The organism is Microbacterium maritypicum (assembly GCF_008868125.1).
GTDB lineage: Bacteria > Actinomycetota > Actinomycetes > Actinomycetales > Microbacteriaceae > Microbacterium > Microbacterium maritypicum.
In genome coordinates this window covers 64,374-87,601 of the sequence record NZ_WAAQ01000002.1, presented here as the reverse complement: position 1 = coordinate 87,601, position 23,228 = coordinate 64,374, and the positions used below count along the sequence as shown (strand labels likewise).

Annotated in this window: 22 protein-coding genes; 8 read left to right on the top strand and 14 right to left on the bottom strand. The window is 71.2% G+C overall.

The window, feature by feature from the left end; all coding sequences use genetic code 11:
- Positions 1-147: 147 nt before the first annotated feature.
- Positions 148-2,682 (top strand): DEAD/DEAH box helicase, encoded by a 2,535-nt coding sequence (locus F6W70_RS11165; protein WP_151486755.1) that lies wholly within the window; start codon positions 148-150, stop codon positions 2,680-2,682.
- On the opposite strand, the gene F6W70_RS11160 is transcribed toward F6W70_RS11165, so the two are convergent.
- The 7 genes from F6W70_RS11160 to amiA form a co-directional block, all read right to left on the bottom strand.
- Positions 2,660-4,345 (bottom strand): ATP-binding cassette domain-containing protein, encoded by a 1,686-nt coding sequence (locus tag F6W70_RS11160; protein ID WP_151486754.1) that lies wholly within the window; start codon positions 4,343-4,345, stop codon positions 2,660-2,662. The genes F6W70_RS11165 and F6W70_RS11160 overlap by 23 nt on opposite strands.
- Positions 4,342-5,976 carry an ATP-binding cassette domain-containing protein gene (locus F6W70_RS11155; RefSeq protein ID WP_170287902.1) on the bottom strand — a complete coding sequence of 545 codons (1,635 nt, stop codon included), beginning with the start codon at positions 5,974-5,976 and terminating at the stop codon, positions 4,342-4,344. The genes F6W70_RS11160 and F6W70_RS11155 overlap by 4 nt, the downstream gene beginning before the upstream one ends.
- On the bottom strand, positions 5,973-6,995 hold the full coding sequence (locus tag F6W70_RS11150; protein ID WP_151486753.1) for a nitroreductase family protein: 1,023 nt from the start codon (positions 6,993-6,995) through the stop codon (positions 5,973-5,975). The genes F6W70_RS11155 and F6W70_RS11150 overlap by 4 nt, the downstream gene beginning before the upstream one ends.
- A gap of 8 nt (positions 6,996-7,003) precedes the next feature.
- Positions 7,004-8,407, bottom strand: coding sequence for a YcaO-like family protein (locus F6W70_RS11145; RefSeq protein ID WP_151486752.1), 1,404 nt, complete (start codon positions 8,405-8,407; stop codon positions 7,004-7,006).
- Positions 8,404-9,405, bottom strand: a complete 1,002-nt coding sequence (locus tag F6W70_RS11140; RefSeq protein WP_151486751.1) for a CocE/NonD family hydrolase — start codon at positions 9,403-9,405, stop codon at positions 8,404-8,406. The genes F6W70_RS11145 and F6W70_RS11140 overlap by 4 nt, the downstream gene beginning before the upstream one ends.
- Positions 9,402-10,202, bottom strand: a complete 801-nt coding sequence (locus F6W70_RS11135) for a hypothetical protein (protein WP_151486750.1) — start codon at positions 10,200-10,202, stop codon at positions 9,402-9,404. Before F6W70_RS11135 ends, F6W70_RS11140 begins: the two co-directional genes overlap by 4 nt.
- A gap of 85 nt (positions 10,203-10,287) precedes the next feature.
- Positions 10,288-10,386, bottom strand: a complete 99-nt coding sequence (amiA, locus tag F6W70_RS17975) for a streptamidine family RiPP (RefSeq protein WP_017831216.1) — start codon at positions 10,384-10,386, stop codon at positions 10,288-10,290.
- Positions 10,387-10,500: 114 nt separating this feature from the next.
- On the opposite strand from amiA, the gene F6W70_RS11130 reads away from it, so the two are divergent.
- The 5 genes from F6W70_RS11130 to F6W70_RS11110 are packed head-to-tail and all read left to right on the top strand — an operon-like array spanning position 10,501 to position 16,442.
- The gene (locus F6W70_RS11130; RefSeq protein ID WP_151486749.1) at positions 10,501-11,706 is read left to right on the top strand and encodes a hypothetical protein; all 1,206 of its coding nucleotides are present in this window, start codon (positions 10,501-10,503) and stop codon (positions 11,704-11,706) included.
- Positions 11,703-13,466, top strand: a complete 1,764-nt coding sequence (locus tag F6W70_RS11125) for a prolyl oligopeptidase family serine peptidase (RefSeq protein ID WP_151486748.1) — start codon at positions 11,703-11,705, stop codon at positions 13,464-13,466. Before F6W70_RS11130 ends, F6W70_RS11125 begins: the two co-directional genes overlap by 4 nt.
- Positions 13,463-14,608 (top strand): FecCD family ABC transporter permease, encoded by a 1,146-nt coding sequence (locus tag F6W70_RS11120; RefSeq protein WP_318278872.1) that lies wholly within the window; start codon positions 13,463-13,465, stop codon positions 14,606-14,608. The genes F6W70_RS11125 and F6W70_RS11120 overlap by 4 nt, the downstream gene beginning before the upstream one ends.
- Entirely contained in the window at positions 14,605-15,381 is a 777-nt protein-coding gene (locus F6W70_RS11115) for an ABC transporter ATP-binding protein (protein WP_151486747.1), read from the top strand. The genes F6W70_RS11120 and F6W70_RS11115 overlap by 4 nt, the downstream gene beginning before the upstream one ends.
- 44 nt (positions 15,382-15,425) lie before the next feature.
- Positions 15,426-16,442 carry an ABC transporter substrate-binding protein gene (locus F6W70_RS11110; protein WP_151486746.1) on the top strand — a complete coding sequence of 339 codons (1,017 nt, stop codon included), beginning with the start codon at positions 15,426-15,428 and terminating at the stop codon, positions 16,440-16,442.
- 98 nt (positions 16,443-16,540) lie between these two features.
- Here F6W70_RS11110 and F6W70_RS11105 read toward each other — a convergent pair whose 3' ends face one another.
- The 7 genes from F6W70_RS11105 to F6W70_RS11075 are packed head-to-tail and all read right to left on the bottom strand — an operon-like array spanning position 16,541 to position 21,316.
- Positions 16,541-16,804, bottom strand: coding sequence for a type II toxin-antitoxin system RelE family toxin (locus F6W70_RS11105; RefSeq protein WP_055869247.1), 264 nt, complete (start codon positions 16,802-16,804; stop codon positions 16,541-16,543).
- On the bottom strand, positions 16,801-17,061 hold the full coding sequence (locus F6W70_RS11100) for a type II toxin-antitoxin system prevent-host-death family antitoxin (RefSeq protein WP_055869246.1): 261 nt from the start codon (positions 17,059-17,061) through the stop codon (positions 16,801-16,803). Before F6W70_RS11100 ends, F6W70_RS11105 begins: the two co-directional genes overlap by 4 nt.
- Before the next feature lie 47 nt (positions 17,062-17,108).
- Positions 17,109-17,498: a VOC family protein gene (locus tag F6W70_RS11095; RefSeq protein ID WP_151486745.1), complete on the bottom strand. Its 390-nt coding sequence runs from the start codon at positions 17,496-17,498 to the stop codon at positions 17,109-17,111.
- A gap of 41 nt (positions 17,499-17,539) precedes the next feature.
- Positions 17,540-18,583 carry an acyltransferase family protein gene (locus F6W70_RS11090; RefSeq protein WP_151486744.1) on the bottom strand — a complete coding sequence of 348 codons (1,044 nt, stop codon included), beginning with the start codon at positions 18,581-18,583 and terminating at the stop codon, positions 17,540-17,542.
- Complete coding sequence (locus F6W70_RS11085) at positions 18,580-19,530, bottom strand: D-alanine--D-alanine ligase family protein (RefSeq protein ID WP_151486743.1); 951 nt, start codon at positions 19,528-19,530, stop codon at positions 18,580-18,582. The genes F6W70_RS11090 and F6W70_RS11085 overlap by 4 nt, the downstream gene beginning before the upstream one ends.
- Positions 19,527-20,651, bottom strand: coding sequence for an alanine racemase (alr, locus tag F6W70_RS11080; protein WP_151486742.1), 1,125 nt, complete (start codon positions 20,649-20,651; stop codon positions 19,527-19,529). The genes F6W70_RS11085 and alr overlap by 4 nt, the downstream gene beginning before the upstream one ends.
- Positions 20,648-21,316: a M15 family metallopeptidase gene (locus F6W70_RS11075; protein WP_151486741.1), complete on the bottom strand. Its 669-nt coding sequence runs from the start codon at positions 21,314-21,316 to the stop codon at positions 20,648-20,650. The genes alr and F6W70_RS11075 overlap by 4 nt, the downstream gene beginning before the upstream one ends.
- An 87-nt stretch (positions 21,317-21,403) precedes the next feature.
- Between F6W70_RS11075 and F6W70_RS11070 the strand changes: the two genes are divergently transcribed.
- Both F6W70_RS11070 and F6W70_RS11065 read left to right on the top strand, forming a co-directional pair.
- Positions 21,404-22,075, top strand: coding sequence for a response regulator transcription factor (locus tag F6W70_RS11070; RefSeq protein ID WP_017831205.1), 672 nt, complete (start codon positions 21,404-21,406; stop codon positions 22,073-22,075).
- A 10-nt stretch (positions 22,076-22,085) separates the two neighbouring features.
- On the top strand, positions 22,086-23,168 hold the full coding sequence (locus tag F6W70_RS11065; RefSeq protein WP_151486740.1) for a sensor histidine kinase: 1,083 nt from the start codon (positions 22,086-22,088) through the stop codon (positions 23,166-23,168).
- Positions 23,169-23,228 lie beyond the last annotated feature (60 nt).

Genomic DNA, 23,228 nt, shown 5'->3' with positions numbered 1-23,228 from the left:
GTCCCCCCTGGGCGGTGCGGTCACCGCTCCGTGGTCCGTCGATGATGCCACGGGGAGCGTGCGGCCACCTACGAAAGCCGCGCGAATATACCGGCTCAGAATGCCCCGGGCGCGACCGTCGCGGGCGGATGGGATGATCGAGGGACCATGACTTCCACTCCGCGGCTCGATCCCGCCCTCGTTCCGGACGCCGCGGATCCGGATGCCGTCTACCTCGCGTTCGTCGAATGGGCGGAGTCCACCGGCATCAGCCTCTACCCCGCGCAGGACGAGGCGGTCATCGAGATCGTCTCCAGCAACAACCTGATCCTCTCGACCCCCACCGGCACGGGGAAGTCGCTCGTCGCGATCGGCGCGCACTTCAGCGCCCTCGTCGCCGGACGCCGCAGCTACTACACCGCGCCGATCAAGGCGCTCGTGAGCGAGAAGTTCTTCGCGCTGGTCGACGTGTTCGGCGCGGAGAACGTCGGCATGGTCACGGGCGACTCCTCCGTGAACGCCGATGCCCCGATCATCTGCTGCACGGCGGAGATCCTCGCGAACCTCTCGCTGCGCCAGGGCACCGATGCCGACGTCGGTCAGGTCGTGATGGACGAGTTCCACTTCTACGCCGACCCCGACCGCGGCTGGGCATGGCAGGTGCCCCTGCTCGAGCTGCCGCAGGCCCAGTTCATCCTGATGTCGGCGACTCTCGGCGACGTGACAGAGCTCGCGGCCGACCTCACCCGGCGCACCGGTCGCGAGACGGCGACCGTGACCGGTGTCGAGCGTCCCGTCCCCCTGCACTTCTTCTATGAGACGACGCCGATCCACGAGACCATCGATGACCTGCTGAGCACGGGACAGGCGCCGATCTACGTCGTGCACTTCTCTCAGGCCGCGGCGATGGAGCGGGCCCAGGCGCTCTCCAGCACGAAGGTCGCCACCCGCGAGCAGCGTGACGAGATCGCGGCGCTGATCGCCGAGTTCCGCTTCACGACCGCGTTCGGCAAGACCCTCTCCCGCTTCCTGCGCGCGGGGATCGGCGTGCACCACGCCGGCATGCTGCCGAAGTACCGGCGACTGGTCGAGCAGCTCGCCCAGCGCGGACTGCTGCGCGTGATCTGCGGCACCGACACCCTCGGCGTGGGCATCAACGTGCCGATCCGCACCGTGCTGCTCACCGCGCTCACGAAGTTCGACGGCACCAGGATGCGGCAGCTGAATGCCCGCGAGTTCCATCAGATCGCCGGCCGCGCAGGACGTGCGGGCTACGACACCGCCGGCACGGTGGTCGCACAGGCGCCCGAGCACGAGAGCGAGAACGTCGCGGCCGTGAAGAAGGCCGGCGACGACCCGAAGAAGAAGCGCAAGATCGTCCGCAAGAAGGCGCCGGACGGGTTCGTGTCGTGGGGAGAGCCCTCCTTCCGCAAGCTCATCGACGCCGTGCCGGAGACCTTGACCTCGCACATGCAGATCACCAGCGCGATGATGCTCAACGTGATCGCCCGTGGCGGCGATGTGTTCGCGAATATGCGTGCGCTGGTATACGACAATCACGAGCCGCGGAAGCGTCAACGCGAGCTCGCGATCAGGGCCATCGGCATCTACCGCACGCTCCGCGAATCGGGCATCGTCGAGAAGACCTCCGAGGGAGACATCCGCCTCACGGTCGATCTGCAGCCGAACTTCGCCCTCAACCAGCCGCTGTCGCCGTTCGCCCTGGCCGCCTTCGAGCTGCTCGACCCCGATCCCTCCGCCGGCACTGGTACCGGTTCGTATGCGCTCGACATGATCTCGATCGTGGAGTCGACGCTCGACGATCCGCGCGCGGTGCTGAGCCAGCAGGAGTTCCAGGCCCGCGGCGAAGCGGTCGCGGCGATGAAGGCCGAGGGCATCGAGTACGACGAGCGCATGGAGCTGCTCGAGCAGATCACCTACCCGAAACCGCTCGACGAGCTGCTGACCGCGGCCTTCGAGACCTTCAGCGCGGCGCAGCCCTGGATCCGCGACTTCGAGCTGCACCCCAAGTCGGTCGTGCGCGACATGTACGAGCGCGCCATGTCGTTCGGGGAATATGTCGCGTACTACAAGATCGCGCGCTCCGAGGGCGTGGTGCTGCGCTACCTTTCCGACGCGTACCGGGCGGCCTCGCAGACCATCCCGGAGGAGTTCAAGAACGAGGATCTGCGCGACCTGATCGAATGGCTCGGCGAGCTCGTGCGACAGGTCGACTCCAGCCTGCTCGACGAGTGGGAGGAGCTGATCGCCGGCGTCGACAACGGGCGCTTCGATCCGCACGCGCCCGACGAGCCGATCGTCCCGCCCGCGCCCAAGCGCCTCACGAGCAACATCCGCGCGTTCCGCATCCTGGTGCGCAACGAGCTGTTCCGCCGCGTGCAGCTCGCCGCGAGGGAAGACGTGGACGCGCTGGCCGAGCTCGATCCGGGCTTCGGCGCCGACGCCTGGTCCGATTCCCTCGACGGGTATTTCGCCGACCACGACGAGATCCTCACCGGTGCCGATGCCCGCAGCTCGAAGCTGCTGATCCTCACCGAAGGCGCCACCTCCTGGAGCGCGCGGCAGATCTTCGACGACCCCGCCGGCGATCACGACTGGGGCATCACCGCGACGATCGACCTCGCCGACTCCGACGACGCAGGTCAGGCCGTCGTCACGGTCACCGGAGTGGACCGGCTGTAGCCGCAGCCTCCTCGCGCTCCACACCTTCTCTCTCCACACCGACCACCCGTCCGAATCTCCCCAGCGTCTCCCGCCGGTGGGAGGCGGCGATGACCGTCCCGTCGAAGTCTTCGAGCACGTCGGAGATGATGCGCTCCGACTCGGCATCCAGGCTCGCGGTGATCTCGTCGACGATGAGCACCCTCGGCTCCCGGCACAGCGCACGAGCCAGCGCCAGCCGCGCACGCTGACCACCGGAAAGACGCACCCCGTGCTCGCCGAGGTCGTCGTCGAGGGTGATCCAGCCGTCGGCGCCCACCCGCGTGAGCGCGCGACGCAGCTCCTCGTCGGTGCGGGCGTCGGCGCCGCGCACGAGGTTGTCGCGCACGGTGCCGTGGAAGAGTCGCGCATCCTGCTCCACCACGGCCACGGTCCGGCGGAGATCGTCGTCACGGATGCGGCCGAGGGGGTACGCGAGACCTGCGGCATCGACGAGCGCGACCGTGCCCGCAGCGGGATCCCACAGCCGCGCCGCGAGCGCGATGACCGTGCTCTTGCCGGCTCCGGACGGCCCCGCGAGCCCGACGTGCTCCCCGGGATCGACGTCGATCGACCAGCCGTGCAGCACCTCCGTGCGGTCGTCGTACGAGAACGACACCTTCTCGAAGCGCACGCCAAGCGGACCGTCGGGCAGCGGCAGCGGACGATCGACCGGCGACACCACCGGTGGGCGGTCGAGCCCCGCACCCACGCGAGCGGCACTGGCGATCAGCGGATGCAGCTCGGACACGGTGTGCGCGGCATCCGCGACCGCGGCGACTCCGGCCACGGCGAGTGCGATCACGGCGGGCAGCAGCGCGGCCTGTGCGCCCCCGACCGTGCCGTCGAGAGCCAGGGTCGCCGCGATCACGCCGATCACGACGGCGGTGAGGATCAGCTCGCGCATCCCGTCGACGAGGTGGGCGATGGCCTCGCGCCGGCGGCTGATGCGCGCCGACCTCCGCGTTCCCGCGACGGCCTCGCGCACCACCCGATCCTGCAGGCCGTAGGCGAGGATCTCGCGCAGCGCACCGAGCGCGTCGACCAGCCGTTCGGACTGCTCCTCCCGCTCCCGCTGTTCGCGCGCACCGATCCGTCGCGCAGGACCCGCTCCGGCCCCGGCAGTGAGGGCGACCGCCGCCGCTCCACCGAGCATCACGGCCCCCGCCATCGGCATCACGAGGAACGCGCACACCAGCGCTCCGGCGAACAGCGTGAGCGCGGCGCCGATCTGAGCGACGGTATGCGCGTAGAAGAACTCCAGCTTCTCGATGTCGGTCATCGCCACGGATGCCGCACGCCCGGAGTGCTCCCGTCGGCGCCCGGGAACGCTGCGTGCGTAGGCGTCGAACAGCGCCATCCGCAACCGGGCGAGCACCCGGTAGGCGAGGGCGTGCGAGACGTCCATCTCGCGCCAGGTGAGGAACGTGCGCAGCAGCACGAGGGCGCCGAGCGCGAGCCACCAGCCGACCGGCGGCCACTCCGCGTGCACGACGGCCCCGCCCACACCGAGGGCGGTGAGCACCCCGATGGCCGCGAGGGCGCACAGGCTCGTGGTGGCGATCAGATAGCTGCCGAGGATGCGTCGCCATTCCGGTCGCAGCGGCGGAAGCAACCGGGCGAGGATGCCTGCCGACGAGGTCATGAGGTCTCGTCCACGAGCACTCCGTCGCGGAGCACCCGCACGTCGGCGGCCCGGGCCAGGGCCTCGGGACGGTGGCTGATCATGAGCACGATCCTCTCTGCGGCGACGCGTTCGAGCGTCTCGGCCACGGTCAGGGCACTGCGGTCGTCGAGGGCGCTGGTCGGCTCGTCCACGAGCAGCACAGGGCGGTGGGCGAGCAGCGCCCTGGCGAGGGCGAGGCGCTGCCGCTGCCCGCCGGACAGGCTCGTCCCCGCCTCGGCCACCATCGCGTCGAAGCCTCCCGGGATCACTCGGATCTCATCGAGCACCCCTGCCGCCGCGCACGCGCGTTCCAACGCCTCCTGCCCGGCGTCGAACAGATCGACGTTCTCCCTGATGGTTCCGGCGAACAGGACCGGCCGCTGCGAGACCACGGCCACGTCGCTCGGGTGCAGCGCACGCCCGTCGAGCTCAACCGTGCCCGCCGTGGCCGGCAGGAAGCCGAGCACGAGGTCGAAGAGGGTGGACTTGCCGGCGCCGGACGGGCCGGCGATCGCATGCACCTGGCCGCGCTCGGCGTGAAGCTCGACGCCGCGGAGCACATCGTGATCGGCGTCGGGGTAGCGGTAGGAGAGCCCGGAGACGCGGAGCACGTCGGCGGAGGTCGCCGGTGTCGTCTCGCGCTCCGTCGCAGCTGCGGGTGACCGGCGGAACGCCCCGAGCGCGGCGAGGCCCGGAACGGCCGTGAGCCCGAGGAATCCGGCGTGCCAGTGGCGGGAGAGCTCGCGCACGGGACGGAACGCCTCCGAGGAGAGCAGCAGCAGCGCGTAGACCTCGACGGCCGGCGGCTGCCCGGTCATGACGGAGACGACCGCGAGCCCGGCGGCGATCACCACTCCCGCCTGCACGGCGAAGTCGGTGATGGCGGTCTCCGCGAGCGATGACCGCATCACGCGTTCGGTGGCCGCCCGCAGTGCCTCCGACCTGGTGTGCAGGCGCGAACGCGTGGCCGGCACGTCGCCCAGCGCACGCAGCGTCGACATGCCCCGGAGCGCCTCGAGCAGGTCGCCGCTGAGAGTCTCGTAGCTGTCCCAGTGCTCGAATCCGCGCCGGGCGAGCATCCGCTTCCACAGCAGAGGGCCCAGCACCGCGAGCAGGATCCCTGCGGCGACGCACAGCGCGATCAGGGGTGACAGCACCGCGACCAGGCACACCGCGACCACGCTGCCGACGACGAGCTGTATCACGGCAGGGATGTACTTCGACACGTAGGCGTCGGTGCCGTCGATGCCGTCGCCGAGTGCCAGCTGGGTCGAACCGTCGCGGAGGCGGGCGTCGTGCAGCCGTTCGGGTACGAGGACTGCCGCGACCGCCGCGCCCCGCAGGTCTTCTCTCACCCTTCCGCCCAGGCGGGAGGCGACATCACCCTGCACGAGCGTCAGCAGCATCCGCAGGAGCCCGATCGCGAGTATCGCGCCGATGCCTCCCACGGCCCCCGCTGCGTCGCCGCGCACGAAAGCCGCGAGCGACCAGGCGAGCGCGAACGCCTGCAGGAGGTGCGTGGCGAACACGAGGAGCAGGAACAGGATGCTCCCGGTCAGGAGCCAGGGATGCCGTCGCGCCTCGCGCCACAGCTCGGGGACGATCATCATCGTGCACCTCCGGGAGAGTCGAGGAAGGCGAGCGCATGGAGGATCCACCGGTCACCGGTCGCAGAGAAGCCGGAGACGGGGCGGGTGCCCCTGTCTCCGAGGAGCGCGGCCTCGTAGCAGAGGCGAGCCGCGTCGAGATGGGCGCTCCAGAGCGCGGCGCCGACGACGGTCGAAGGGGCCGTGACCGGCACCGACCAGGAGCGGACCTCGGTCGCCCCGCGCACCCAGGACTGCCCGGAAGCTCTCTCGATGCGCTCGATCGCGGGAGCGGGCGTGCCGCCGATCCGGGCACCGAACTCCGCGGTCGCGGGCGAGCGCCGGGCTCCGAGAGCACGACGAGCCGCGGGATCCGGCGCCGGGTCGTGGGGGATCTCGATCGCAGCGAGCGGGATCTCCGGCGCGAGCCCGCGACGGATCCAGGCATCGGCATCCGTCGCGCGAGGCACCCCGAGCAGAGACCGGAGCCGGGTCGAGGGGCCGACCTCCACCGGTCCGGCCTGCACCCCCAGCAGGAAGAGCACGGCGGCGACCGCGTAGGCGGCATCGGCGATCCACAGCGGCCACGCCCGATGCCGGTAGCGACCGAAGGACCGACCGGGCAGCACCGTGAACACCACGCGCGCGATGCCGTCGTCCGCGGCGGGCGATGGCCACCCGTCCGCACGATCGGCGGCGAGGTCGCGACGGCGGAAGATGCCCTCCTCGTGATCGACCGCCCAGTGCGTGCCGGACCTGTCCATCAGGTGCGTCTGCACCGGGTAGCACGCCCCGGCCGACGGGACAGGACGCTGACGGATGCGTGTGCTCAGCCCGTCCGCACTCCGATGGAACCGCCCCGGGTGCCAGAGGGCATCCACGAGCTCCCGCACACCCCGGTGGGGTTCATCCGCCACGGCGCCGGTGCGGTGCCAGGCGTTCGTCCGCGGCCCCGGCGGCAACGGACCCGCGGGCATGCGCGACGTCGGCGCCTCGTCGAGCGGGGCGGGAAGACCCGGGAGTGCGCTGATCGATGGGCTCATGGCCGACCTCACATGTGCGGGGCCGGGAGGAGCGTGAAGTCCTCCGGAGCCCCGGTCCACGTCGCGCGCCAGCCGCGATCCTCCGCCGCCTCACGGAACCGCGGCATCCCGAGGTACGAGAACGCCGCCGGAGCGTTGGGCACGAGCCCCGTCACGATCGAGCGCACCACGCGCAGGGCGGTCCGGCGCACATCGGTGGTCGTGAGGTCGCGCGTGAGCACGCGGTGTCCACGAGCGTGCAGGCGCGCGTACACCTCGTCCATCGTCACCGGGCTCATCGTGCTCAGCGGATGCACCCCCTGCGCGGGCGCACGGAATCGACGCGCCTGGTCGTGCACGGCCGGATCGAGCCACACCTGCACGTGCGCTCCGAGGTCGATCACGTTCTCGAACTGCGACCCCGCAGCGGCCGTGTAGCCGGCGTCTGGGCGGAAGTCGAGGGTCAGGCCCTTCGCCATCAACCCCTCGGCGACCGCACGGAACACCCATCCGTCCGCCGTCGTGCAGCCCTGCGTGTAGATCCAGGTGTGCACGGCTTCGAGCACCGCCTTCCGCGCCGCGCGTGCCGGATCGAGCGCGGCCGAGAAGCCGGCTGCGTAGAGCCCGCGCTCCTCGTCGTGCACGAGCGCGCCGATCGCCGGGGCGAACTCCGAGGGCATCGCCACCAGCCACACGCGCAGGCTGCTGCCTCGCAGATCGTCGAGAAGACCGGGGACCGTTGCCGGGTCGATGCCGAACGTCGGCCCGTCGAGGTGCCACCACACCTCGAGCGCATCCCGCTCGATCACCTCGATCACCCCGCGGTCGCGGGCGTCGTCGAAACCCGCCCCGGTGGCGATGCCCGCATAGTTCAGGTGGTGCGTCCGCGGCAGCGAGCGGAAGCGCGACTGCCGCCAGTTCAGGTGCACGAGCGCGTCCGGCATCCACACCGAGCCGCCGTCGAGGTCTTCGCAGCGCGCCCAGAGCGTCGGCGTCGAGGGAAGCAGCCGCTGATAGGGGAAGCCGGGGCGCGTGAGCTGCCAGTCGGCGAAACGCGGGAGATCGTCCTCGTCGATGACGCTCTCCCCTTCGGCGCGCAGCTCCTGCGCGGTGGCGACGCGCAGCTCGTCGCGAGGGAGCACATCGGGCAGCCAGTTGCCGCAGTACCGTTCCACCCCCTCGCCGATCGCGGCGATGCGTGCCTGAGCGGGGTCGCCGAACGACGTACCGAGGGAGACCCGGTCGGCGGGCCACTCGCCCAGCATGCGCGCGTCGGCGACGGATGCCGTCAGCGCCAGGTATCGGTGCGGGGCGCCGACCGGGTGGGGCACCTCCCGCACGGAACGGATGATGCCGGTCTCCGCATCGACCAGCGACTCGGCCGGGAGCGTCGCGCGGTCGGGGGCGTGGTCGAGGGTGTCGTGCGCGGTCATGCTGTCCTCTCGTATCGCCAGCGACCGGTGTCGGGTTCGAAGGCGGATCGGGTGCGGCGGAGCCCGGGCGGACCCTGCTCGCGCGCGGTGGATGCCGGCGCGGACACGGGCGCCGACTCCTCCGCTGGCAGCCCGTTCTCGGCGAGCCAGGAATCGAGCACGCGTCCGATGCCGCCTGCGCGGCGCAACCGGGAGCGGACCTCGTCGTCGTCGATGTCCGCCGCGAGCCGGTGCCCCCACGGACCGTCGACCAGGTGGACGGGCCCTCGCCAGGCGGCAGCGAGCCGACCGGCATCCGCGAAGAAGAAGTCGTGATCGCCGCGGATCAGCAGCAGCGGCGCACGAAGCGCGCCGTACGCACGGTCCAGGTCGACGGCCGGGGCGGACCAGAGTCGTCGCCACCCGGACAGTGCCACGCGCGACCAGCCCCACTCCTCGGCAGCCCGGTGCACGCCGACCTCGGTCGCCCACGCGACGCGTGCCGCGAGCTCCTCATCGGTCAGCGGCGGCTGGGAGCGCGCTCCCCGGCCGTGCTGGTGCCACCACCCGATCCGGTGGCGCAGGTGGGGGCGCCCGTTCTCGTCCCAGGCGGTCTCGGCGAGTCCGAGCGCGGGGACCAGGAGCACCAGCGCGTCGACGTCGGCGGCCCTGGCGGCTTCGAGCGCGGTGTGCGCGGCGTACGAGCCGCCGGACAGCACGAGGGGGAGCCCGGGGTTCTCGGCCCTGACCGCCTCGACCACCGCGCGTCCGTCGCTGCGTTCCGCGAGGTAGGGGTGCCATTCGCCGTCGGATGAGTGTCGCCCGCGCACGTCGTGGATCACGCAGCGGTAGCCCCGGCCGGTCCACGCGCGAGCGGTGTCGCCGTGACGCCAGGCCCCGTAGGGCGTGCGGATGATCACCACGCCCCGAGGCTCGGCGGGCTCCCAGGCCCAGCCGCGCAACAGGGCGCCGTCATCCGCGACGACGGTGTGGAGGCGGGCGTCACGCGGCGGGGTCATCGGAGCACCCGGCGCGGGGCCGCGGGGAAGGGGAGCACCGTGTGCTCGCTGACGGCGCCGGTCGCCGGAACCAGCTTCCAGAGGGTCGTGCGCAGGCGGTCGAGTTCCGCACCGCCCTGCGCCCAGGCGAGGATCACGTGCAACGTTCGGGCGAGGGCGAGCACCCTGGTCGCGTCGTCGACGGGGACGGCGGCAGGCGGACCCGCGTGCTGCCAGGCCTCGCTCGACGCCGGCGCACTGCTGGCCGCCAGCCGCCGTGTGGCCACCTGGCTGGAGGTCGGGTCGCTCGCATCGATCGCGAGCGGATCGATCAGGATGCTCTCGCCCTCCCTGTGGACGCGGAGCCAGGCGATTCCGCGTTGCGGAAGAAGATCGAGGGCGGCCCATCGTCGACGATCGTGCGCACCCTCGGCGTAGGCGATCACGAGGGCGGCGTCGTCCACCGGTTCCGACGCGGTGTCCACGACGGTGACCTGGGCGCCCCAGCCCGCGAGCATGCGCTCCAGCTCGTCCACGAACGGGCCGGTGCCGATGAGGCAGACGGCACGGCGATCCACCGGCCATCGGCGCAGCGCGTCGGCAGCCTCGCGCTCCTGCACCTCACGGGTGACGCGGTCGAGGGTGACAGCGGCATCGCCCTCGGCGTCGCTCCCGAGGGCGCCGAACAGCTCTGCGGGCGGCGCGTCGACCAGGGCGAATCGTCCGGTGCGCAGGCGGATCCGGGGGCGACCGTCGGCACCGACGACGAGATGGGCGCCGGAGCCGGGGAGCGGCAGGATGCGGGGTTCGGAAGTCATGGATTCTCTCGGTGATGGGCCCGGCCGGGCGCGAACGCCCGGCCGGACGGGAGTGCGCTCGAAAGCGCGACGGAAGGATCCGCGATCAGTCGAAGGGGTTCTCGACCAGTGCGTTCGAGTGCGATGCCGACAGGTGCGCCAGCTGCTCGGACTCTTCGATCTCGGCGAGGATCTGCTTTTCCATTTCGTTCTCCTTCAGTGAGGTGGTCCGTCCCGCGGTGTGCGGGGCGGGTTCACGATTGTGAACACTGACGACCCTAAATGATAATGATTCTCAATATCTAATAGGATCGCTGACATGTCCTCCTCCACACCCCTCCTCGCCGCTGATCACCGGGCCGGAGTCGTCTACGAGATCCACGACGGCTCCCGGCGTGTCGCGGTCGCCGACAGCTGGCTCGCCGAGCACGCGGGCTTCCTCCGCCTGCCCACCGGAGCAGCCGGGCGCTGGGCCTTCGCCGACGACCGCGGCGGCGCGCTGGTCGTCGGCGACACGGACGCCGTGCGGCGCATCCCGATCGCCATCCCCGCCGAGCACCTCGCCTGCGATCCGAGCGGCCGCCACGTGGTCGTCACCTCCGGTCTGGGGATGAACGAGGAGGCGTGGAGCGACCTGGTGTCGGTCGTCGACCTCACGACCGACTCCTCCGTGCGCTTCCGGGTGCGCACGGGCGAACCCGGAGTCGTGCTCGCCCCCGATCAGGCCTCTGGAGAACCGACGATCGTGCTCCGCCATCGCGAGCCCGGCGCGGTGGAGGCGCTGCCCCTGGCGAGAGCCCTCGACGTCGGAGCCCACGCCCCGGTTCTGCGCGGACACCTCCTCGACGACCTCGCCGCAGACGGCCACGGCGACGTGATGGACCCGGGCTCCGGTGTCGTCGGCATCGCGACGAGCCGCGGCCTCGAGCGGTTCGTCGTCGACGCCGGGCTGCCCCGCGCCATCGGCATCGCCCCCTGGCCCGTCCACGGACGCGCGTACTACCTGCGCCTCGCCGGTGACACGGGAAGAGCCACGGGCATCGTCCGCGGCGGACCGGCCTCCCCCGGAGCGTGGCCGGAGTGGACCAACACCTTCGTCGAGATCGACCTCGCGTCGGGAGCGACCCGTTCCGTGCCGTTGCCACCGGGACTCGCCTTCCGGTTCGCACTCGCCACGGGCATCGCGGCGGTGTGCGTGATCCACCCCGACGGCGATGTCGTGGTGGTGATCGATCGTGAACAGGCGCGCGTCTCGCGGATCACTCCGATCCCGGCGATGACGCACCCGCCCCGCGCAGGACAGCTGCCGTGGGACGGCGTCGATGGTCGCCCCGCGCAGCGCCGCACCCTCGCGATCGATCCCAGAACCGGAACGATCGCGGTCACCAGCGGGGGAGACGGCACGATCCTCCTCCTCGACGATGAGGGCATCTCCACGATCGAGCTGCCCACCCCGCTCGACGAGGGCGGACACCTGCTGTGGGCGGGCGGCGGCGACCGCATCGACGACCTGGTGGGGCGATGAGCGCGCACCGATCCCTGTTCGACGACGCCCTCGCGCGCGCCGAGCGCCACGGCCGTCCGGGCCTGCCGGTCGGCGGCTTCACGCTGGGCAGAGCGGACGACCGCTCCCGCCGCGGCATCCACCGCGTCGACGGCACGACCGTGATCGAGCCCGACGGCCACCTGCACCGGATCTTCCCCTCCCCCGACCGCCGACTCGTCGCCGTCGAGTGGGCACCCTCCGCCGACGAGAACGCCGTGTTCGGCATCGTCGACGTCGCCGCCGGCACGCTGCGCCTGCATCCCGACATCCGCCTGCGCTACGACACCGTGGTGTGGGCAGCGGACTCACGGAGCCTCGACGTCGTCGCGAGCCGCGACCGGAGGCTCGTGACCCTCGACCTCGAGACGGATACGCGACGGGCTGTCCCCCTCGAGTCCGAGGCGCGACTGCGGCTGTTCCCGGGCGGGAAGAGCGGACTGTGCGCCCTGAGCTCGGGCTCCCGAGGCACGACGCTGACCGACCGGGCCACCGGGACCCTTCTGGGACGGTGGCCCGCGCTCCTGCGCGCCGCACCGCTCGACGCCGGCGTGCTGGTGTGGCACGACGGCGGGCTCGATGCCGTGGCGAACGACGGTGCAGGCGTCGACGGCGACGCGAAGCACGGCCTGCTCTGGCGCTGGAGCGATCCCGACGCGCAGATCGTCGATGTCGCAGCGCACGGGGACCGTGTCGTCGTGCTCGCCGTCGCCGACGGGCGCAGCGTGCTCGTCGACCTGGTCGACGGCGTCGAGATCGAACGCTCCGAAGCGGACTCGGCCAGCACCGACACCCTCACGACGACGGCGATCGGGTTCGACGACGGTGTGCTGCACCTGGGCGTCGAAGGGCCGCTCACCCCACCGCGGATCGTCGAGCGCACGAAGGAGAACGCCACGATCGCTCCCCCTCCCGCAGAGACCCTCGGCGCCACCGTGCGCCACGATCTGCCCGCCGACGACGGCGCGACCCTGACCGTCCACGTGACCGCTCCGCCGGGCGCAGAGGGCCCGCTGCCGCTGATCCTGACCTGCTACGGCGGCTTCGGCGTGCCCCATCTCCCGCTCTTCGAACCCACCGTGCCCGCATGGGTCGCCTTCGGCGGCGCCTACGCCTCCGCGCAGCTCCGCGGTGGCGGCGAGCGCGGAAGGGCCTGGCGCGAAGCGGGCAGCGGCGCCCGCAAGCATCGCACGATCGCCGACCTCGCCGACGTCGCACGCGGACTCATCGCGGCCGGGATCACCCGCCCCGATCTCCTCGTCCTCGCCGGGGCCTCCCTGGGCGGGGTCATCGCGGCCGGGTGCGCGATCGAGCACCCGGAGCTGTGCGCGGGCTTCGTGACCACCGCCGCTCCCCTCGACCTGCTCGCCCTGGACGATCATCCCCTCGGGGCGCGCTGGCGAGCCGAGTTCGGCGATGACGGCACCCCGGGATCACGCGCTCGCCTCCGCACCCTCTCTCCCCTCGCTCAGGCCGAAGCACTCCCGGTCGGGACTCCGATCCCCTCCTACCTCGGTGTCGTGCTCGGTGAGGACACCCGGGTGCTTGCCCGAGACACGCACCGGATGGTCGAGGCGCTGCAGCAGGCGGGCGGCTCGGCCCGCCTCTGGACGGCCGCCGGAGCAGGGCACGGCGCGAACGAATCCGCTGCCCTGCACGCGCTCGGTCTCACCGTGCTGGACTTCGCGGCCGAAGTCACGACCACCATGCCTTCCGACGCCCCGAGGGGAGCCTCCCTATGAGCGCATCGACCGCCACCCTCGCCGAACGGCGCGAACGGCGCATCCGCTTCCCCCGGCGCCGAGGCGGCGAGCGCCGCCGGGCCCGGAGCGGAGGCCGCCGGATGCTGCCGGTCGGTCCCACCGTGACGATCATCGCCGTGCTCGCCGTGCTCGTCCTCGTGCTCTCCGCTGCCACCGGACCCGTCGCCGTCTCCCCCCTCGACGCCGCGAAGATCGTGATCGGCCATCTGATCCCCGGCATGCCCTGGATGTCCGATGGCACGCTCACGCCGTTGCAGGACCAGGCCGTGTGGCAGTTCCGGGTGCCGCGATCGCTCCTGGCCGCACTCTCGGGCGCAGGGCTCGCTCTCGCCGGGGCGATGATGCAGGCAGTCGTGCGCAACCCGCTCGCCGAGCCGTACATCCTCGGCGTCTCGTCCGGGGCGAGTGTCGGCGCTGTACTGGTGATCGTCTCGGGCGGGGCCACGTTCCTCGGCCTCACGATGAGCGGGGCGGCTTTCGTGGGCGCGATGGTCGCCTGCATCCTCGTCGCCATGCTCGCGCGCATCCGCGGAGAGCTGTCGCCGACCAGGATGATCCTCGCCGGTGTCGCACTCGGCGCCCTGCTGAGTGCCGTGACCAGCTACCTCACGCTCACCACCGACGCCCAGAACGTCGTCAGCGTGATGTTCTTCCTCCTCGGCAGCGTGTCGGCCGCCGACATGTCGTCGCTGCTGATCCCCGCGGTCGCGCTCGCGATCGCCTGCATCGCCGTGTTCGGGCTCTCGCGATCGATGAACGCGCTGCTCTCCGGCGACGAGTCGGCAATGGCTGTGGGCGTGCGCACGACCAGGCTGCGCGGTCTGCTGCTCGTGCTCGCCTCGCTCCTGACCGGTGCGATCGTCGCCGTGAGCGGCGGCATCGGCTTCGTCGGCCTCGTCGTGCCGCACATGGCCCGGCTCCTGGTCGGCTCGGATCATCGGCGGATGCTGCCGATCACGGTCCTCGGCGGTGCGCTGTTCCTCATGGTCGCCGATCTGCTCGCCCGCACGGTCGCGATGCCGACCGAGATCCCCCTCGGGATCCTCACCGCGTTCGTCGGGGCTCCGTTCTTCCTGTGGTTGATGCGCAGCGGCGGCGAGCGGGCGGGGTTCGACCGATGAGCGTGCTGTTCGACGACGTGAGCGTCGCACGCGGCGGTCGCACCGTGCTGCACGGCGTCGACCTCGAGGTCGGCACCGGGCGCATCGTGGGACTCCTCGGCCCCAACGGCAGCGGCAAGTCCACGCTCCTGCGCGCGCTCTTCACGGGTCAGCGTCCGCACGCCGGACGCGTGCTGATCGACGGTGCCGACGTGTCGCAGCTGGCCCCGCGCACACTCGCGCGCACCGTGTCTGTCATGCTGCAGGACTCCCCGTCCGAGTTCGATCTGACCGTGCGGGAGACCGTGCTCGTGGGCCGTTCGCCGCATCGTCCGCCCTTCAGCCGGGACACCGCGGAGGATCAGCGCATCGTCGACGAGGCCCTGCGCACCGCCGACGTGCACGACCTCGGCGACCGCCTGGTGCGACGGCTCTCGGGTGGTCAGCGCCAGCGGGTGATGCTCGCCCGTGCGCTCGCGCAGAGCGGCGAGATCCTCGTGCTGGACGAACCGACCAACCACCTCGACATCGCGCACCAGCTCGACCTGATGCGCGTCGTGAGCGGACTTGGCACGACCGTGATCGCGGCCCTGCACGACCTCAACATCGCCGCGGCGTTCTGCGACGACGTCGCCGTGCTCGACGAGGGCAGGCTCGTCGCCTTCGGTCCGCCCGACACCGTGCTCACCCCCGCGCTCGTCGACGAGGTCTTCCACGTCACCGCCCGCGTTGCCATCGAGGTCGACACCGGGGCGCGGGCGATGACGTTCCATCCGCGACAGTCCGCCGGCTGATCCGCTCGACACCTGAACCCACACCCCTACCAAGGAGAAGAAGAATGACACCCCGCACCCGAACCACCCGTCTGCTCGCCGCCGTCACCGTCGGACTGGGCGCGATCGCCCTCACCGGATGCGGCGGCGGCGTCTCCGCCGGATCCGCACCCGACTCCGCCGGCGAGGCGATCACGATCGAGAACTGCGGCCGCACGGTCGAGATCCCGACCACGCCGACCGCCGTCGTCGGGCTGCACCCGTCGCAGACCGAGCTGCTGCTGCGCCTCGGTCTCGCCGATTCCCTCGTCGGTCAAGCGCAGGCCACGGCCCAGAAGCTGCCGGCCGACGTCGCGGGCCTGGCAGCCGATGTGCCGGTCATCGGCGGAGACGCCCCGCCGAGCCGTGAGGAGCTGCTCGCCGTCGAACCCGACTTCGTCTACTCGCCCACCACCTACGAGTTCACCGCCGAGCAGGGCTTCGCCAGCATCCGGCAGCTCGCAGACGCCGGTGTCGCCGCGTACACCGCGACCGGCGGATGCTTCGACCGCCGCATGGAGGGCACCGTCGACGACCTCTTCATCGACCTCGACAACCTCGGCGCGATCTTCCACGTCGAGAAGGAGGCGAACGACCTGATCGCGTCGTCCCAGGCCGAGCTCGCCACCGTCGACACCGCGATCGAGGGGCAGGACCGCCCGCGCGTCGCGCAGATCTTCGTGGAGGGGACGACCCTCACCGCGATCGGCGCCGGTATCGAGTACGACATCCTGCAGCGCGCCGGTGCCGACAATGTCTTCACACCGGACGACCCCGCATTCGCCGACTTCTTCGCCGCCGAGATCACCCCGGAATCCCTCGCCGCCGAAGCACCCGATGCACTCGTTTTCGCGGTGACCGACTCCGCGCACGAGGCCGCTGTCCGCTCGTACCTCGCAGCGACCTTCCCCGACATGCCCGCCGTGCGCGACGGGCGACTGATCGCGGTGCCCTCGACCGACCTGTTCCCCGGCACGCTCGGCAACGTCTCGGCGGTGCGGCTGATCGCCGAGGAGCTCTACCCCGACGCGGTCTTCGACTGACCCGCACGGCCGCACCTCGGGGAGCGTGATCCCCGAGGTGTCGCCGTCGAATGCTCAAGGGGTGTCGCATCAGATCGATCCCGCCCCGAGCGCGGCGTTCAGATCTCGTATACGTCTCGGCGGTGAGCGACCCGCACCACGGTCACGAGCACCTGGTCGTCGATCACTTCGTAGAGAACGCGGTAGTCGCCGATGCGCACCCGCCACGCGTTGTCATAGCCGGAGAGTTTGCGGACTCCATGGGGGCGGGGTTCGCGCTCGAGTTCGGCGATCCCGGAGAGCACCCGTCGACGGATCTGCGCATCGAGTTTGCGTAGCTCTTTGGCGGCCGCTGTGGTGAACTCCACCCGATAGGTGGTCACGCAACTTCGGTGAGGAGCTCATCGAGCGACACACGCTGTCCATCGTCTGCAGCCTTGGCCGCCGCGAACTCGGCCGCATCGCGCGCGGCCTCGAGCTCTTCGAGAAGTTCCAGGTCAGCCACGCTGATCACGACGGCCGTGAGCTTCCCGTGGCGAGTGACGCCCACACGCTCGGAACCATAGGCGACTCCACCGAGGACGTCGGCCAAGCTGTCGCGAAGATCCTTCGACGGGACGCTGCGGCTGATCGTGTTCATGATGTCATTCTACCGCTTATGTACATAAGTGGAAGAAGATACAGAAATCAGGCCTGCATGACAGCGAGCACATTGCCGGCCGGGTCGCGGAACCACGCGATGTCCGGGCCGCGACCGTTGCCGCGGACGATACCGCGCTCATCGGAGGGGAACTCCTCGTCGCTGTAGATCTTGGTCTCCACACCCCGGGCGATGAGCTCGTCGACCGCGGCATCGACATCCGCCACCGGGAAGTTCAGGATCGTGAAGCTCGCCGGCGTGTGGTTCGGCTTCGAGTAGACGAGGATCGACCCGCCGCTCGGCAGCCGCAGATCGAGGAAGCCCATCGCGTTGCGCTCGACATCGAGCCCGAGGGCCGTGCCGTAGAACTCTTCCGCCGCGTCGATGTCGTCGACGCTGAATCCGCTGAATGCGTTGTCCGCTGTGAAGGCCGCCATGGTTCCAGCATCCGCCGTCCTCCGCCGATTGTCGAGGCCCTTCATCGGCGCAGTCGCGGCACCAGGCGGTCGGTCGCCTGCAAGGGGTCGAACAGCACCCCGAGCCCGCAGCGCATCAGCAGCGCATGCACGCCCAGACAGATCACGATCACGGCCGCCGTCAGCACGATGGGGCCGATGGCTTCGAGCACCGGCGTCGTCCTCCCTCCCGCAGCATCCAGCCCCGCATCGATGAGCGCGAGCGGCATCATGTGCAGCACGTAGATCGGCAGGGTGCGCTGCCCGATCCAGCGCAACGGTCGCGCGATCACTCCCATCCGCCGATCGAGGAGCACGCTGAGCGACACCCCGAACGCCACCGCGATCAGCGCGAGCGCGGGCCACACTCCCGGCAGCAGGCGAATGGCGAGGCCTGCCACGACCGCCAGCGCCGCGACGTACACGGCCGCGAGCGCGAGCGTGCGCCACACCCCGACGCTCTTCGCGAAGCGTTCGACGACCGCACGCAGCCGCAGCCCCACGAGGAAGAAGAACAGGTTCTGTACCAGCTGCCACAGGTTGCCGAGATCGGGGCTGACTCCGGCCCCGGCGACCGCCGCGACCACGAAGGCGACCGACAGCACCACGGCGGTCGGCAGGGCGCGGGTCAGTCGACCGATCGCCAGGTATACGGCGAGCGCGAGCAGATACCAGAGGTTCGTCGGGCTGATGGTCAGCTGCGCGAGCAGCTCCCACCCGTCGGTCGCCCGCGCTGTGTCGAAGTCGGGCGCCAGGGCGAGCACGAACGTCTGGATGAGCACCCAGACGACATAGAGCAGCGAGAGCCGCGCCGCCCGCCGTCGCCAGGAGTTCCCGTCGTCGGCGAGCACGGCCCGTGCGGCGAACATCCCGGAGACCAGGAAGAACAGCGGGATCCGCAACGGCAGCAGCTGGGCGTTCAGCATCGCCCAGGCGTCGGTCACGGGACCGGCACCCGCCACATCGATCGCATGCTTGGTCACCGCATGCCAGAGCACCACCAGGATGATGCAGATGCCTTTCGCGACATCTGGCCATCCGACGCGAGAGGCGGAAGACGCCGTCACGACGCCGCGCGCACGAGCCGCGTGACCAGGTCGACGTAGGTCACGCCCGCCGCCGCGAACATCCGCGGCACCTGCGACGCAGCCGTCAGACCTGGCATGGTGTTCACCTCGTTCAGTACCGGACCCCGGTCGGTCAGGAAGAAGTCCATCCGCGCGACCCCGTCGCAGCCGAGGGCGTCGAACACCGCGATCGCCGCCCGCTTGAGCGCGGCCACCTCGGCCGCGTCGAGCTGCGCCGGAACCGTGAACCGCGCGCTGCCGTCGTACTTCGTGGCCGTGTCGAACAGTCCCGTCGCGTGGATCTCGAGGGGCGGGGCCGCCCAGCGGATGCCGCCCTTCTCACGCAGCACCGCCACGTCGATCTCGCGCCCCCGCACGACCTCCTCGACCAGGACCCGGCGGTCGAAGCGCGCGGCCTCGTGCAGCGCGGCGAGCAGATCCTCCTCGCGCGTCACAAGACTCACGCCGTGGCTCGACCCGGCCGACACCGGCTTCACCACGATCTCGCCCTCGAACTCCACGTCGCCGATGTCGTCGGCCGAGACGAGACGACCGCGCGCGGTGCCCAGCCCGACGGCATCCGCCACCAGCTTCGTCGTCCACTTGTCCATGCCGATGGCCCCGGCCCGCAACCCCGAACCCACCACACGCACTCCGGCGAGCGCGCACAGCGCCGCGAGAGCTCCGTCTTCGCCCAGGGCGCCGTGCACCGCGGGGAAGACGACGTCGGTCCGTGTGAGCAGCGGAAGCGCCAGCGCCAGCGACTCGGCCGGCGATCCCCCGTTCGGGCGACCGTCGACGCGCCAGATCCCGTCGCGGTCGATGGTCACGCACGTCACCTCGTGATCCCCCATCCGCAATGCGGCGGCAACCGCGGCGGCAGACGCCAGCGACACCTCGTGCTCGGCGTTCTGCCCGCCGCCGACGACCAGCACCTTCGTCGTCATGCGACGCTCCTGCGCACTCGCGCCCCGATTCCGGTGACGACCGTGTGCGGGATGGTCCCCGCCCACCGCGCCCACTCCTGCACCGAGGGCACGGCCCCTCCGTCGGGCCCGAACACCGTCGCGACCGCACCCCGAGGGAACAGTGCGGCGCCCGTATCGACCACGATCTGATCCATCGACACCCTCCCGACGATCGGATGCCGCGCCCCGCCGATCGCCACCCCCGCGCCGACCGCGAGCTCGCGCGGAACACCATCGGCGTATCCGACGCCGATGACGGCCAGATGCGTCTCCCGAGCGGTGAGGTGGGTGCCGCCGTAGCCGACGGCGGTCCCCGCCGGCACGAGAGCACTGTGCACGACGGGCGCCGTCCACCGCGACGCACCGACCAGGGCGGTCGTCTCCGAGGGGTCGATGCCGACCAGCCCCGCGCCGATCCGCACCATACCGAAGTGCGTGGCGGGGTCGGTCAGGGCGCCGGATGTCGCGGCGAGGTGCACGAGCACAGGGCCCAGACCGGCGCGCAGCATGGCATCGCGTGCCTGCCGCATGCGCAGCACCGCAGCCGCGTTCGCCGTGGGATCGGCCTCGTCCGCTCGCGGCAGGTGACCCATCAGCCCGACGACCTCGACCCTGCCCCGTCCGGAGCGCGCGAGTCGGAAAAGCTCGGACCAGTCGTCGAGAGGGCACCCTCCCCTCGCCATGCCGGTGTCGAGATGCAGATGCACGCGCACCGGGTCCGCGGCGTCGGCGATCAGCTGGCGCAGCTCTTCGACCGAGCCGATCGCGATGTCGATGCGGTGCGCGGCGGCGGCTTCGGCATCGACGCCCGACGGGTTCAACCACGACAGGATCGGCACGTCGAGTCCGGCGTCGCGGAGCGCGAGCGCCTCGGCGACGTCGGTCACCCCGAGCCAGTCGGCCCCGGCGGCGACCGCGGCTTTCGCGACGGTGACGGCCCCGTGTCCATAGCCGTCGGCCTTCACCACGGCCATGATCGGCACGGCGGTCATGGCTCGCACGTGCCTCAGGTTCTCGGCGACGGCATTGGGGAGGGTGCACAGTGTCGGCGCGTGCAGGCGCGAGAAGGTCACGGGTTCGGTGGCGAGAAGAGTGGTCATCGCTTCGTCCTCGGGTCGGCGGTCGGGTCGGCGAGCATCTCGGGGCATCCGTCGTCGACGGCCTCCGGGCGCAGCTCGTAGTGCCAGGACTCGTTGGCGTAGATCTGGCAGAGGCCGTAGCGCGAGCCGCGCTGTGCGAGCCAATCGAGCGCCGACCAGGGACCGAGGTCGACGGCACCGCCCGTCACGTGCTCCGAGGTCTCGGGGGTGGCCACCCAGCGGCGCGCCTCGTTCTCGGATCCGTACTGGATGATCGCGTCCTGCAGCATCCGCTCCTGGAGTGCGGGCGAGCGCCATCCGCTGTTCACCCGGAAGGTGACGCCGTCGCGCTCCGCATCGGATGCTGCGCGCTGCAGAGCCTCGAGCAGGGCGGAGTCGAGGTTGCCGACGGCGACCCTGTCCACCTCGAAGGCCGTGGGCTTGTCGTCGTCGCGGATCACCCCGTCGGCCTCGCTCGGGGCGATGACGGATCCGGTGATGTCTCCGGTCGGAACAGGGGTGGACGCGGGCGATGGGTCCGAATGCGTGGCGTCGGCGAAGGCCACGGACAGCGACTGCTGCACCGCGATCGCGAGGATCACGGCGGCGGCGAACGCGATCGCGGTGATGACGACCCTGCGGCGACGGCGCGCTCGGAGCGGAAGAGGGGTGGTGCGGGTGTTCATGCTCCCAGTGAAGAAGAGGGCCGGTTGCCAGGGCGTATGCGCTTTTGCATACGCTGCCGATATGCCGCACTGCGTAGGATCGCAGCCATGCGTGTACTGATCGTCGAGGACGAGCCCTACCTCGCCGAGGCGGTACGCGATGGGCTGCGCCTGGAAGCGATCGCCGCCGACATCGCGGGCGACGGCGACACCGCGCTCGAGCTGCTGAGCGTCAACTCCTACGACCTCGCCGTGCTCGATCGCGACGTTCCCGGCCCGTCCGGCGATGACATCGCCCGATGGATCGTGGCCTCGGGCAGCGGCATCCCGATCCTCATGCTCACCGCCGCCGACCGGCTCGACGACAAGGCGACCGGCTTCGAGATCGGCGCCGACGACTATCTCACGAAGCCGTTCGAACTGCGCGAGCTCGTGCTGCGCCTGCGCGCCCTCGACCGGCGCCGGCAGCGCAGCCGTCCGCCCGTTCTCGAGGTCGCGGGCCTGCGCCTGGACCCCTTCCGCCGCGAGGTGTACCGCGACGACCGCTATGTCGCCCTGACCCGCAAGCAGTTCGCCGTGCTGGAGGTGCTGGTCGATGCCGAGGGCGGAGTGGTCAGCGCCGAGGAGCTGCTGGAGCGCGCCTGGGACGAGAACGCCGATCCGTTCACGAATGCGGTCCGCATCACGGTCTCCTCTCTGCGCAAGCGACTGGGCGAGCCGTGGCTGATCCTCACCGTGCCGGGTGTCGGATACCGGATCGGGACGGACGCCGATGCGTAGGCGCCCCGGCATGAGCGCCCGCCTCAAGCTCACCCTCAGCTACGCCGCTGTCGTGCTGGTGTCGGGGTTGCTGCTTCTCGCCGCCGTGGGGCTGTATCTGCTGCGCTACGTACCGGACGTGCAGATCCCCTACATCGACTTCTTCGTGCCGAACCGCTCCGACCTGATCCGGGCGTTCGTGCCGGTCGCCTCGGTCGTCATGGTGGTGCTGCTCGCCCTGGGACTCGGCGGCGGCTGGTTGCTCGCCGGTCGAATGCTGGCGCCTCTCGAGCGCATCGGCGACGCGGCGCGGCTGGCGGCGCAGGGGTCGCTCTCGCACCGGATCGCCCTCCCCGGCCCCCGCGACGAGTTCCGCGACCTCGCCGACGTCTTCGACTCGATGCTCGAGCAGCTGGAGGCCCACGTCGCCGAGCAGCAGCGGTTCGCCGCCAATGCCTCGCACGAGCTGCGCACCCCTCTCGCGATCTCGCAGACGCTGCTCGAGGTCGCCCGCGATGACCCCGAGCGCGACGTCGATGCGCTGATCGCCCGCCTGCAGGAGGTCAACACCCGCGCGATCGACCTCACCGAAGCGCTGCTGCTGCTGAGCCGGGCGGACCGTCGCGCGTTCACCCGCGAGATCGTGGATCTGTCGCTCCTCGCGGAAGGAGCGGTCGAGGCGCTGGTGCCGCTCGCCGACCGTCGCGGCGTCGCCGTGGAGGTGGGCGGTGCCCCGGCCCCGGTGCTCGGCTCCTCCACGCTGCTGCCGCAGCTGGTCACGAACCTCGTGCTCAACGCGATCGTGCACAACCTGCCGTCGGGTGGGGCCGTCGCCGTGCGGACGCACTCGATGCCCCACGCCGTCGCACTGGTCGTGGAGAACACCGGCGAGCTGCTGCCGGCGCACCGCGTGGCGACGCTCATCGAACCCTTCCAGCGTGGTGCCGAGCGCACCCGCAGCGACGACCATGCCGGGGCGGGACTCGGTCTCGCGATCGTCGACCGCATCACGCAGGCCCACGGGGGCACGCTGGTGCTCACCCCGCGGACGGACGGCGGCCTGATCGTGACGGTGTGGCTGCCGCATCCGTACCCGGTCGAGCCTTCCGCCTGACCTGGCTGCCGTCCCGTCCCGGTTCAGATGTCGGAAGATCTTCCGGATGCCGGAGCAGAT